The organism is Hymenobacter arizonensis, assembly GCF_900115775.1.
Taxonomy (GTDB): Bacteria; Bacteroidota; Bacteroidia; order Cytophagales; family Hymenobacteraceae; genus Hymenobacter; species Hymenobacter arizonensis.
In genome coordinates, this window is the sequence record NZ_FOXS01000006.1 from 345,471 (window position 1) to 358,715 (window position 13,245).

7 protein-coding genes are annotated in these 13,245 nt (G+C 61.7%); 4 read left to right on the forward strand and 3 right to left on the reverse strand.

Annotated features, from left to right (window positions below):
• Positions 1 to 381: 381 nt before the first annotated feature.
• Together gltB and BMZ66_RS20000 are read left to right on the forward strand one after the other, a co-directional pair.
• Complete coding sequence (gene gltB / locus BMZ66_RS19995) at positions 382 to 4,902, forward strand: glutamate synthase large subunit (protein ID WP_092677640.1); 4,521 nt, start codon at positions 382 to 384, stop codon at positions 4,900 to 4,902.
• 166 nt (positions 4,903 to 5,068) lie between these two features.
• Positions 5,069 to 6,538, forward strand: coding sequence for a glutamate synthase subunit beta (locus tag BMZ66_RS20000; protein ID WP_092677642.1), 1,470 nt, complete (start codon positions 5,069 to 5,071; stop codon positions 6,536 to 6,538).
• A 231-nt stretch (positions 6,539 to 6,769) separates the two neighbouring features.
• Here the strand turns inward: BMZ66_RS20000 and BMZ66_RS20005 are convergent, their stop codons facing one another.
• From BMZ66_RS20005 to BMZ66_RS20015, 3 genes are all read right to left on the reverse strand, one after another.
• On the reverse strand, positions 6,770 to 7,780 hold the full coding sequence (locus BMZ66_RS20005) for an SMP-30/gluconolactonase/LRE family protein (protein WP_143080303.1): 1,011 nt from the start codon (positions 7,778 to 7,780) through the stop codon (positions 6,770 to 6,772).
• A gap of 316 nt (positions 7,781 to 8,096) precedes the next feature.
• Positions 8,097 to 9,641, reverse strand: a complete 1,545-nt coding sequence (locus BMZ66_RS20010) for a SulP family inorganic anion transporter (RefSeq protein ID WP_092677646.1) — start codon at positions 9,639 to 9,641, stop codon at positions 8,097 to 8,099.
• A 159-nt stretch (positions 9,642 to 9,800) separates the two neighbouring features.
• Positions 9,801 to 10,967, reverse strand: coding sequence for a geranylgeranyl reductase family protein (locus BMZ66_RS20015; protein ID WP_177204825.1), 1,167 nt, complete (start codon positions 10,965 to 10,967; stop codon positions 9,801 to 9,803).
• Positions 10,968 to 11,200: 233 nt separating this feature from the next.
• Here BMZ66_RS20015 and BMZ66_RS20020 point away from each other — a divergent pair, with 233 nt between their 5' ends.
• Together BMZ66_RS20020 and BMZ66_RS20025 are read left to right on the forward strand one after the other, a co-directional pair.
• A complete protein-coding gene (locus BMZ66_RS20020; RefSeq protein ID WP_177204826.1) occupies positions 11,201 to 11,908 on the forward strand; it encodes a GAF domain-containing protein in 708 nt (235 codons plus the stop codon).
• Positions 11,909 to 11,962: 54 nt separating this feature from the next.
• Complete coding sequence (locus BMZ66_RS20025; RefSeq protein WP_092677652.1) at positions 11,963 to 13,129, forward strand: 1-deoxy-D-xylulose-5-phosphate reductoisomerase; 1,167 nt, start codon at positions 11,963 to 11,965, stop codon at positions 13,127 to 13,129.
• Positions 13,130 to 13,245 lie beyond the last annotated feature (116 nt).

Consider the following 13,245-nt stretch of genomic DNA (forward strand, 5'->3'; position numbering starts at 1 on the left):
CCGGGAGAGGGGTGCGTTCTGGAACGACCGTCGTCTGGCACCCCTCTCCCGGAGGGGAGGGGCTGGGGGTGGGGTTAACCGGTTAGGCGTAACTGTGCACCCCTTAAATCATTATAAGCACGGCCTTATCAGCTAGTAACGCCAATAAATGGAGCATTTGGCATTGTACACAAACAACAAATAAATATTTAAACAACAGCCCATTAGCAAAATTTATACTTTACTGGAAATAGTAATCGAAGGCAAAATAAAACTTTGCCGGAGTTAGGCTGCGAGGAAATTGCGAATCATCGTCAGCTGGTGCCTTCCAGAGTCAGTTCAGGCAACGCTTACTGACTGCAGGGCCAGCCTGATGGGTTCTTTTAGCATCTACTATTCGCAATGCAATCCACCGACAATGCCGAAGGCCTGTACCGCCCCGAATTTGAGCATGATGCCTGTGGTACTGGATTTATAACTTACCTCAACGGCCGCAAAACGCACGGCATCATCGGCGATGCGCTGACGATGCTGGAAAATATGGAGCACCGCGGCGCCTGCGGCTGCGATTCCGACTCCGGCGACGGCGCCGGCCTAATGCTGCAGGTGCCGCATTGGTTCTTTCTGGAAGAGTGCACGGCCCTGAACATCCGCCTGCCCGAACCGGGCTGCTACGGCGTGGGCATGGTTTTCCTGCCCAAAGACGAGGCTGCCCGCGCCGCCTGCCGGGCTGGCATTTCGGCTGGCGCCGAGCGGCTGGGCATGCCTTTGCTCGGCTTCCGACCCGTGCCGGTGAACCCGCAAGGCATTGGCCCCACCGCGCTGGCCGCCGAGCCGCGCATGGAGCAGGTATTTGTGGGCCGCCCGGCCGGCATTACGCAGCCCGACGACTTTGAGCGCAAGCTCTACGTGCTGCGGCGCTTCATTGAGAAAACCGTGGCCGAAACGGTGGCAGGGGCCGAAGACTTCTACTTCACGTCGTTTTCCTGCAAAGTCATCGTGTATAAGGGCCAGCTGACCACCTACCAGGTGCGCGGCTACTTTCCCGACCTCAGCGACGAGCGGGTGACCTCGGCCTTTGGCATGGTGCACTCGCGATTTTCCACCAACACTTTCCCGAGCTGGAAGCTGGCCCAGCCTTTCCGGCTGCTGGCGCATAATGGCGAAATCAACACGCTGCGGGGCAATTTGAATTGGTTCTATGCCGGCCTGCGCAACTACGTGTCGCCCTACTTCTCCTCGGAGGAAATGGACATGCTGCTGCCCGTCATCGACAGCCGGCAGTCGGACTCGGCCTGCCTGGACAACATCGTGGAAATCCTGCTGCATTCGGGCCGCTCCTTGCCGCACGTAATGATGATGCTAGTGCCCGAAGCCTGGGACGGCAACACTCAGATGGACCCGCTGAAGAAGGCCTTCTACGAGTTCCACGCCACGTTTATGGAGCCCTGGGACGGCCCCGCCGCCCTGCTCTTCACCGATGGCAAGATGATTGGGGCCATGCTGGACCGCAACGGCCTGCGCCCCCTGCGCTACGTGGAAACCAGCGATGGCCGCGTGCTGGTGGCGTCCGAAGCCGGCGTGCTCACCATCGACCAAAGCACGGTGGTGCAAAAAGGCCGCCTGCAGCCCGGCAAAATGTTGCTAGTGGACACCGTAGCCGGCCGCATCATTGCCGATGAGGAGCTGAAAGCCCAGGCCGCCGGCCGCCAGCCCTACGGCGACTGGCTGAACGAATACCAGATTCAGTTGGAAGAGCTGCCCGAGCCCCGCCAGGTTTTCACCGACCTGGCCGCCGACTCGGTGTTCAAGTACCACCAAGTGTTCGGCTACACCCGCGAGGATATTGACACCATTATCACGCCCATGGCGCTGGAAGGCAAGGAGCCCATCGGCTCGATGGGTGTAGACGTGCCGCTGGCCGTGCTCTCCGACCAGCCCCAGCACCTGAGCAGCTACTTCAAGCAGTTTTTTGCGCAGGTCACCAACCCGCCCATCGACCCCATTCGCGAGCGGCTGGTGATGAGCTTGGCCACGTTTCTGGGCAACAACGGCAACATTCTGGACGAGGACAAGCACCACTGCCACTGCGTGGCGCTGCGCCAGCCCATTCTCAGCAACCACGAGCTGGAAAAGCTCCGCAGCATCGACACGGGCATGTTCAATGCCAAGACGCTGCAAACCTATTTCCGGGCCGACGGCCAGCCGGGCTCCCTCGAAAACGGCCTGGCCCGCCTCTGCCGCTACGCCGAAGACGCGGTGGTGGACGGGTTTGAAGTACTAATTTTGTCGGACCGCGCCGTGGATTCCGAGCATGCGCCCATTCCGTCGCTGCTCGCGGTATCGGCCGTGCATCACCACCTCATCAAGCTGGGCTACCGGGGCTCGGTGGGCCTGGTAGTGGAAGCCGGCGACGTGTGGGAAGTGCATCATTTTGCCTGCCTGCTGTCGTTTGGGGCCACGGCCATCAACCCCTACCTGGCACTGGCCACCATCCGGACCAGGCAGGAGACCGGGCATTTTCCGGCGGAGCAGGACTTCGCCAAGCTGACTTACAACTACATAAAGGCGGTGTGCGACGGCCTTCTGAAGATTTTCTCGAAGATGGGAATCTCCACGCTGCAGTCGTACCACGGCGCCCAGGTCTTTGAAATCTTGGGGATTAACCAGGCGGTGGTCGATGCGTATTTCTGCGGGGCCGTGACGCGAATTGGTGGCCTGGGGCTCGATGAAATAGCCCGCGAAACGCTCTACAAGCATTTTCAGGGCTTCAAAACCACTACTCCCGAGGAGCAAACCCTGCTGCCCGAAGGGGGAGTGTACGCATGGCGCCGCCGCGGCGAGGTGCACACCTTCAACCCCGAAACGGTGCACTTGCTGCAGCTGGCCACCCGTACCAACAACTACGCTACCTACCAGCGCTACGCCCGCCTCATCAACGAGCAGCCCGAGCGGCATTTTACCCTGCGCGGCCTCCTCGATTTTGCCCACCACCGCGAGGCCATTGCTTTGGAGGAAGTGGAGCCGGCCGAGGGCATTATGAAGCGCTTTGCCACCGGGGCCATGTCGTTTGGGTCGATTTCGCACGAGGCGCACAGCACCCTGGCCATTGCCATGAACCGCATTGGCGGCAAGAGCAACACCGGCGAAGGCGGCGAAGACCCGCTGCGGTATGAGAAAATGGCCAACGGCGACTCCATGCGCTCGGCCATCAAGCAGGTGGCGTCGGCCCGCTTCGGGGTCACGGCCCACTACCTCACCAATGCCGACGAGCTGCAAATCAAGATGGCCCAGGGCGCCAAGCCCGGCGAAGGCGGCCAGCTGCCCGGCCACAAGGTGGATGAGTGGATTGCCAAAGTGCGCCACGCTACCCCCGGCGTCGGCCTGATTTCGCCCCCGCCCCACCACGACATCTACTCCATTGAAGACCTGGCCCAGCTGATTTTCGACCTGAAAAACGCCAACCGCGCCGCCCGCATCAACGTGAAGCTGGTGAGCAAGGCGGGCGTGGGCACCATTGCGGCCGGCGTGGCCAAGGCGCACGCCGACGTGATTCTCATTGCCGGCTACGATGGCGGCACTGGGGCCTCCCCCATCAGCTCCATCAAGCACGCCGGCCTGCCCTGGGAGTTGGGCCTGGCCGAAGCTCACCAAACCCTGGTGCGCAACCAGCTCCGCAGCCGCGTGGTGCTGCAAGCCGACGGCCAGCTCAAAACCGGCCGTGACCTAGCCATTGCTGCGCTGCTAGGTGCCGAGGAATGGGGCGTTGCCACGGCCGCACTGGTGGCGGGCGGCTGCATCATGATGCGCAAATGCCACCTCAACACCTGCCCCGTGGGCGTGGCTACGCAAGACCCTGACCTCCGCAAGCTGTTCACAGGCCAGCCCGAGCACATCGTGAACCTGTTCCGCTTTCTAGCCGAAGAGCTGCGCGAAATCATGGCCGAGCTGGGCTTCCGCACCATCAACGAGATGGTGGGGCGACCCGAATTTCTGAAAGTGCGCGAAGACCTCACCCACTGGAAAGCGCGCCACCTGGATTTGTCTGGCATTCTGCACCCGGCTGCAAACATCTCGGGCGGCACACTTTACAATAGCGAAGCCCAGGACCACGGCTTGGCCCACATCCTGGATTGGCAGCTGCTGGAGCAAGCCCAGCCGGCGCTGAATGAGCGGATTCCGGTCTTCGCGTCCTTCGAGGTGCACAACACCGACCGGACCATTGGCACGCTGCTATCCAACGAGATTGCGAAGCGCTACCACGCGGCTGGCCTGCCCGAAAACACCATTAACTACAGCTTCAAGGGCTCGGCGGGGCAAAGCTTCGGCGCCTTTAGCGTTCGAGGTCTGTCATTTTCCCTCGAAGGCGAAGCCAACGACTACGTGGGCAAAGGCCTCTCCGGGGCGCAGCTGGCCATTTTTCCAGCGGCCGAAGCCCGTTTTGTGCCAGAGCAGAACATAATTATCGGCAACGTAGCGCTGTACGGCGCCACCTCCGGCGAGCTGTTTGTGCGCGGGCAGGCCGGCGAACGGTTTGCAGTGCGCAACTCCGGCGCTACCGCGGTAGTCGAAGGCGTAGGCGACCACGGCTGCGAGTACATGACGGGCGGCCGGGCGCTCATCCTGGGCCGCACGGGCCGCAACTTCGCGGCGGGCATGAGCGGCGGCATCGCCTGGGTATACGACCCCGACGGCGTGCTGCCCCAAAACTGCAACCCCGAAATGGTGGAGCTCGACCCCCTCGAAACCGAGGATGAGCACCAGATTCAGGCGCTGCTTCGGAAGCATGTGCACCTCACCGGCAGCCAAGTAGCCACCTTCCTGCTAGCGAATTGGAGCGAAGAAGCCGGGCGGTTTGTGAAGGTGTTTCCGAGCGAGTATAAGAAGGTGCTGCAGAAAGCGCAGTACGCGGAGGTGCAGTAGCGCAACCGGCGCGCAGCGCGGGAACCTCACCCCCGGCCCCTCTCCAAAAGAGAGGGGAGCCTGACGCCCCCGTTTCGGAAATGGCTCCCCTCTCTTTTGGAGAGGGGCCGGGGGTGAGGTTCTCCGCGAACGAACTGCTTAGATTATGAAATAGTACTATCACACAATGGGCAAAATCACCGGTTTCAAAGAATTTGCGCGCGAGTTGCCTCCCAAAGCGGCCCCGCAAGAACGCCTCACGCATAGCCGCGAATTTGTAGGCACCTATTCCGAGCCGCAGCTCAACCAGCAGGCGGCGCGATGCATGGACTGTGGCATTCCGTTCTGCCATTCGGGCTGTCCGCTGGGCAACATCATCCCCGAGTTCAACGACGCGGTGTACCAGCAGGATTGGGAGGATGCGTACCGTATTCTCTCATCCACCAACAACTTCCCGGAGTTCACGGGGCGCATTTGTCCGGCGCCGTGCGAGTCGGCTTGCGTGCTGGGCATTCATAACTCCCCAGTAGCCATTGAGGAAATCGAGAAGCACATCATCGAAACGGCGTTTGCCAAAGGCTACGTGCGTCCCAGCGCGCCGCTGCTGAAGTCGGGGAAGTCCGTGGCGGTGGTGGGCTCGGGCCCGGCAGGTCTGGCGGCCGCGGCGCAACTGGCCAAGGCGGGCCACTCCGTCACGGTATTTGAGCGCCACGACCGGCCCGGTGGGCTACTACGCTATGGCATCCCCGATTTCAAGCTGGACAAGTGGGTAATTGACCGCCGCCTGCAGGTGATGGAAGACGATGGCGTGGTGTTCCGCTGCAACACCGAAATCGGCCGGGACGTGTCGGGCGCCGAGCTCACCAGCACCTTCGATGCCGTGGTGCTGGCCGGGGGCGCCAGCATTCCGCGCGACCTAAACGTGCCCGGCCGCGACCTGCCCGGCATTCATTTCGCCATGGACTACCTCACGCAGCACAACCGGCGCGTGAGCGAGCTGGAGGTGTTGGAGGAGCCGATTCTGGTCCACGGCCAGGACGTGGTGGTCATCGGCGGCGGCGACACGGGCTCCGACTGCGTGGGCACGGCCAACCGCCAGGGCGCTGCCTCGGTCACGCAGTTTGAGCTGCTGGCCCAGCCGCCCAAGCAGCGCACCGAGCACATGCCCTGGCCCAACTACCCCATGGTGCTCAAAGTAACTTCCTCGCACGAAGAAGGCTGCCAGCGCTACTGGGGCGTAAATACCAAGGCCTTCCTCCCCAACGAGCAAGGCAACCTGCGCGCCCTGCTCGTGAGCGAAGTAACCTGGGAAACCGACATCATGGGCCGGCCCATGCGCTTCGAGGAAGTGCCCAACTCCGAACGCGAAATACCCTGCCAACGCGTGCTGCTGGCCATGGGCTTCACGGGCCCGCGCACCACCGGCCTGCTAACCGAGCTCGGCGTGGAGTTGGACGAGCGCACCAACGTGCGCGCCACCGAAAAAGACTATCAAACCAGCCTGCCCAATGTATTTGCGGCCGGGGACATGCGCCGCGGGCAGTCACTGGTGGTGTGGGCCATTTCGGAAGGCCGCGAAGCGGCGCGGCAGGTCGATAAATTTTTGATGGGGAAGACTGCCCTGCCCAGCAAAAATGCGGTCGGGATGTTTAGCTGAGAAAGGCTTCAAGCCGAAAGCGCAGGTCTCGCGTTTCTACCTTTTCAGAAAGCCTGTTAAGAGTATGGTCTCGACAAAACAGGCCGTCATGCGGCACTTGCCGAAGCACTCATACCACGCTGCTAGAATTAATTAGCTACGCGGCAGAGGATGCTTCGGCAAGCGCCGCATGACGGCCTTTACACAGCCTGCAAATCAATTATACAGACCTTTATCGCTGCACTCAGGGATTTAAAAAACTGCTTTTACGATGGCGAAACGTGGCGACGTTGCCGTGTACGGATACAGCACGTAGGCATCGGTGTTGTTGCGGCGGGCGATGGTGGTGGGGCTAACCGGGCCCGTTGCAAAAGACCCCGTCAGGTTGGCATTGGCCCAGGCATCGGTGCTGGCCATGCGGAAAACGGTGGTTTGGCTGCCGGACACTACGAGCAGCGTTTGCGGGTCGAGCAGCAACAGGCCGTCGGCACCCACCAGGCTTTGGGTCTTGGTCACCGTAGTGAAAGTCGCGGGGTTGCTTACCGGCACTTTGAACAGGGTACCGTCGTTGGCCTTGGCCACCAGCAGATAGCCGTCGGGGTGAAACACGATGCCATTCAGCCCGAAACCGGTGCCGCCGCTGAGCTGCGCATTTTCCAGAAATACCGAAGCCACGCCCTGCGGGTCTACTTTGTAGATAATGGGCGACAGGCTGTCGGTGATGTAGGCATTGCCTTGGCTGTCAACGGCAATGTCGTTGGCAAAATGCGGCAGGTCGGGGCGCAGGCCGCCCAAATCGACGTAGCTAAGCAGGGCGCCGCTGGTTGAGTTGAAGATGGCCACGGCCGCGAGTTTGCGCAGGGTGGCGGCGGTAGAGCGGCTGGCATTGGCCCCGTTGTCGGCCACGGCCACCAGCAGGCGCTGGCGGGCGGCGTCGAGGTTGACGCCGATGGTCGAAATCAAGCGCGCGTCGTTGGCCAGTTCGGTGTAGGTGCTGTCGTCGCGCACGGTGCCGATGCGGCCCTGGGTGCGGGAAGTCACCACAAAGCGCCTGTTGGCCTCGTCATACTGGATGCCTTCGGGGTGCAATGCTGCTTGCGGCACCGTGATTCGAGTGGGTGCTGCAGGGGCTTCGGGCTCAGGTTCGGAATCTGTGGAGCAGCCGGGCAACAGCCCCAGCAGGCCTGCTGCCAAAGCAGTCAAGCGAATAAAACGGGGCAATACGGCCAACCCGGCTGGGCGACACAAAGAAGCGGTAGTCATAGAAGAACAGGGTTTAGTGAGGAGTTTGACAACTGTACGGCTCCCGGCCAAAAGCAACTACTTCCGCATAGCCTCCCGGCCTGGCACCTCGCCAAAAACTGATTTAAAGCCTGATTGTTAACCCGCACGTTCGGATTAACAACCTGTGCCATAATTATGTACACACCAGTACACCATCTGCCAAAAGGCAATAGAGCTGCCCATGTCATGCCTAAGCCACCATATTGCCTTCTGCGCCTGAGGCTACAGCCATGCGCTTTAACCAGGCACGGCAGCATTCCAAAGGGCCTTACCTACTCCTGACGATGGAAGCAACTCAATACGCCCGATTCGCCCCGGCCACGATGTAGACTGGGTCTTCCTCCATATTCACGTCGATAAGCGCGCCAGCATTGGCCAGCAGCTTGCGGCTGTCGGGGCTTAGGTGGCGCAGATGCAGGGTCTTACCGGCGCGGTGGTAGCGCTCGGTCAGCTTGTGGAGGGCGTCGATGGCCGACATATCGGCCACCCGGCTTTCGCGGAAGTCGATGATGACTTCGGCCGGGTCGGTGGCCACGTCGAACTTCTCGCCGAAGGCCTGCACCGAGCCGAAGAAGAGTGGACCGTAGATTTCGTAGTGCTTCACGCCGGATGCATCCACGTGGTGGCGGGCGCGGATGCGCTTGGCATTTTCCCAGGCAAAGGCCAGCGCCGACACGATGACGCCCAGCAGCACCGCCAGCGCCAGGTTCTGCGAAACGGCCGTGACGACCGTCACGAGCAGCATAACCAGCACATCGGTGCGGGGCATGCGGCGCAGAATGCGCAGGCTGGCCCACTCAAACGTGCCGATGACGACCATAAACATCACGCCCACCAGCGCGGCCAGTGGCAGCCGCTCAATGACCGGCGCGCCCACTACCACAAACAGCGCCAGCGCCACCGCGGCCACTACGCCCGACAGCCGCCCGCGTCCCCGCGATTCGAGGTTGACCATGGTTTGGCCAATCATGGCGCAGCCGCCCATACCGCCAAATAGGCCGGAGGTGACGTTGGCCAGGCCCTGGGCCACGCAGTCCTGGTTGCCCCGGCCGCGGGTGTCGGTCATTTCATCCACCACGGTGAGGGTGAGCAGGCTTTCGGTGAGACCCACCAAGGCCATGATGAAGGCGTAGGGCAGCACCAGCACGAAGGTGTCCCAGTTGAGCGGCACCAGCGGCAGGTGAAATGTGGGCAGCCCGCCCGCAATGGAAGCAATGTCGCCCACCGCCTTGGTTTGCAGTCCACCAAAAATCACCAGTGCCGACACCACCACGATGGCCACCAGGGAGGCCGGCACCGCCTTTGTGAGCCGCGGCAGGAAGTACACAATGGCCATGGTGAGGGCCACCAAACCCATCATCAACAGCAGCGCAGTGCCCGTGAGCCAGTGCTCGGCCCCGCCCGCATCGCGCACTTTGAACTGCTCCAGTTGCGCCATGAAGATGATGACGGCCAGTCCGTTCACGAAGCCATACACCACCGGCTGCGGCACCAGCCGTATAAACTTGCCCAGACGCAGCAGTCCGATGACTATTTGAATCAGGCCCATGAGCACCACGGCCGCAAATAGGTACTCGACCCCGTGCTGCACCACCAAACTCACAATTACCACGGCCACCGACCCGGCCGCCCCGGAAATCATGCCCGGCCGACCGCCGAACACACTTGTAATTAAACATATGATAAACGCCGAGCCTATGCCCACCAGCGGACTGATGTGGGCCAGCAGCGCGAATGCTACGACCTCCGGCACCAGGGCCAGAGCGGTGGTAAGGCCGGCCAGAATTTCGTTTTTAGGATTGAATTTGTATTGGGTGAGATAAGCAGAAACAGCAGACATCAATAACGGAGAAAAAGGCAAAAGAAAAGCCGCACGCTTCTGGCAGGAAGCGGCGGCACCATGTTTTTAGGCCAGTCCTCAGGGTGGGGTGAGCTTGAAAATAGTAGGGAGATGGGGCATATTTCCACAAAGGTAAGCCCTAAGCCACGGGGTTAGCCCCTACCCTATCGCCTTCTGCACCCAGGGCTTTAGTCCCGGCAGCTTGGCCAGGCCCACGGCTGCATTCACCAGCCACGGCTTGGTGCTGAGGAAACGCATGAGGCGGTAGCTTTTGGCCAGCTTCTTTCCAATCTTGTTTGCCACTTGGGTATCGTAGCTAGCCATGTGGGCGGCGCTGAAATCCTGACTGGCAAAACAGGCCGCAGCTTGCACCGCCGCCAGCATGCCGCTCTGAATAGCGGTATCGATGCCATGGCCCTGCAGCGGGTCAATCAGCGAGGCGGCATCGCCGCAAAGCATAAACCGCTCGCCGCTGATGGGCCGCTCGCGCCCGCCCCCGAGTGGCAGCCCAAAGCCTACCGTGGGCCCCAGCTGCCGGGCCTCGGCGAAGCGGCCGGCTAGGGCGGGGTGCGTGGTGAGCAGGCGCTGTAATTGTTCCTTCAGGTCGACTTTGTGCTCGGCCACCACTTCGGCCAGCATACCCAGGCCCACGTTGTAGCGGCCCTGTCCCACAGGAAACAGCCAGCAGTAGCCAGCCAGGTAATCGCGGGTGAGGAAAAACTCGGTGGTGCCACTCTCAGCACCTTTGATGTTCTCGAAGTAGGCCCGCACGCCTACGCAATGGTGTGCCCGGGCCAGCCGGGGCTCGGGCAGCAGCTTGCGGCCCACGGCAGAGTTGGCGCCGTCGCAGCCGATGACCAGCTGGCAGGTGATTTCGGGTCCTTGCGCGGGCTGCAGGCGCACGTGGTCGGCTTCGATGCGCAGGCTTTTCAGGCCGGTATTTTCGAGGATGGTGGTGCCGGGGGCGTGGGCACGCACCAGCGCCAGCAGCGCGTCGTCAAAAGTCTCGCGGGGGCAGTTGAAGCTGGGCAGCTTCCACTGCAGGTCGAGGCTGCCGCCGTTGGGCGCTACGAGGCGGGACTGGCGCACGGCGTCGAGCGGCTGGAGCTGCCACAGAGACTCGGCAAAAGCAGGGTCGAGTTGGCGCAGGGCCTTGAGGGCGTGGCCAGGAATGGCATCGCCGCACACTTTGTCGCGGGGGAACTGGGCTTTGTCGAGCAGGGCTACGCGCAGGCCGCTCTGGCGCAAACCCAGGGCGCACGCCGCGCCAGACGGGCCCGCGCCGATGATGGCAACGTCGTAGTCGAATGAAATAGAATTGGGCACAGCTTCAAAGGTAACGGGCAGCTTTCAGCCGAGGGAAATATTGAATCAGTCCTACTATTCAGCACAAAAAACGGCCCTACTGAACAATGCGGGCTCCGCATCGAATTAAACCAGCAACTTGCGAAACCCTTGGGCAACTGCGCCGGTACACCTCGGCAGTTGCCGAGCGGCAAGCGGCACGCTTTGCTCGCCAAGACCCTCCTTTTCACCACTACGTTCCCCTATCTCATATCTTGAGCTCAACCCCTACTCCCCTTATTCCGGCCAACGATGCCGCTCGACTACAGGAGCTGGAGCGCTACAAGCTGCTGGATGCCAGCAGCGAAAAAGTACTGGACGACGTGGTTGCCGCAGCTGCCCGGCTATTCCGGGTTTCAAACGCTTTGCTTTCCATAGTGCAGGAGAACGAGGTGCTGATTAAAGCACCCTACAACCTGCCAGTGCCTATTGAGCGCATCCCGCGCGAGCAAAGCCTGTGCTCGGCCACCATTCTGCAGGACGACACCGCGGTGTTTGAGGATTTGAATCAGGCCAGCGCACCGGGCATTGACATTTCGCTTATTCAGCAGCTCGGTCTGCGGTTTTATGCGGGCCACAACCTGCGCACTGCCGAGGGCCATAATATTGGCACGCTCTGCCTGTATGATGGCCCACCCCGGCAATTTTCGCCCGTCGAGCGTAAGCTGCTCGCAACGTTTGCCGGGCTGGTGATGCGCCTGCTTGAGCTGCGCCGCATCTTGGGCGCCCACGCCGGCTCCACGGCCATGCTCTGGTCGTTTATCTACAAAGCCATTGGCGAGCAGCTGGCTCGCCTCATCGCCCTGGCCGAGCGCGCGGCTCCCGGTCCGGGGGTGCCCCTATCGGCTGCCACCGCCAAGGAAGCCGGCGACATTGTCGGCATCATCGACCAGTTTGTGGCCGCTACCTTGCGCCGCACTTAATTTCGGGCTGGCAGAGGCGGCTTACTTTTGTGGCGTTTCTGTGTTTGTAGCATTATGGTTGACAATAACAAGGTGAAAACGCTGGCCCTGCTGGGCTCCACGGGCTCCATTGGCACGCAGGCGCTGGAGGTGGTGCGGCAGCAGCCGGGCCGGTTCCGGGTGGCGGTGCTCAGCGCCCAGCGGCAGTGGGAGCTGCTGGCGAAGCAGGCGCAGGAGTTTCGGCCTGCGGTGGTCGTGATTGGCGACGAAAGCTTCTACCAGCAACTGAAGGCCGCCCTGGCCCAGCAACCCGAAACGGAAGTGGTGGCCGGCCCCGCCGCGCTGGCTGAGGTGGTGACGCGCCCCGAAATCGACATTGTGCTCACGGCTCTGGTGGGCTACGCGGGGCTGCTGCCCACAGTGGCCGCCATTCGGGCCGGCAAAGACATTGCCCTCGCCAATAAAGAAACCCTGGTGGTGGCCGGCGAGCTGATTACCGGCCTCGTGCGCCAGCACAAAGTGCGCCTGCTGCCCGTCGACTCCGAGCACTCGGCCATTTTCCAGTGCCTGGTGGGCGAGGAGCAGAACCCCATCGATAAAATCATCCTCACGGCTTCGGGTGGCCCGTTCCGCGGCCGCTCGGCCCAGCAGATGGAAACCGTGACGAAGGCCCAGGCCCTCAAGCACCCCAACTGGGACATGGGCGCCAAAATCACCATCGACTCGGCTTCCCTCATGAACAAGGGCCTGGAGGTGATTGAAGCCAAGTGGCTGTTCGGCCTGACCGATGAGCAAATCGATGTGGTGGTCCACCCCCAGAGTATCGTGCACTCGCTGGTGCAGTTCCAGGACGGCTCGCTGAAAGCCCAGCTTGGCCTGCCCGACATGAAATTACCCATTCAATACGCCCTGGGCTACCCGCAGCGGCTGGCCAACACCTTCCCGCGCTTTTCCTTCCTCGACTACCCTACCCTCACCTTCGAAGCGCCCGACCGGGCCGCTTTCCCCAACCTGGAGTTGGCCTTCGGGGCCATGCGGCGGGGCGGCAACGCGCCCTGCGTGCTCAACGCCGCCAACGAAGTAGCGGTGGCCGCCTTCCTGCGCGAGCAAGTCGGTTTCCGGCAGATGTCGGACCTGGTGGCGGGGTGCCTGGCACGGGTTTCGTACCTTGCAGAGCCGTTGCTGGCCGACTTGGTGGCCACCGACGCCGAAACGCGTCGCGTGGCTGAAACGCTACTGTAAAAACTTTTGTCCTGCTAACGAAGGAAGCATCTTATCACGGCGGCTTTCGTCAGAACTACTACTCATTGAGCCGCTGGCGTGATAAGGGCCTTCGCTGCACTCAAGATGACAGATAT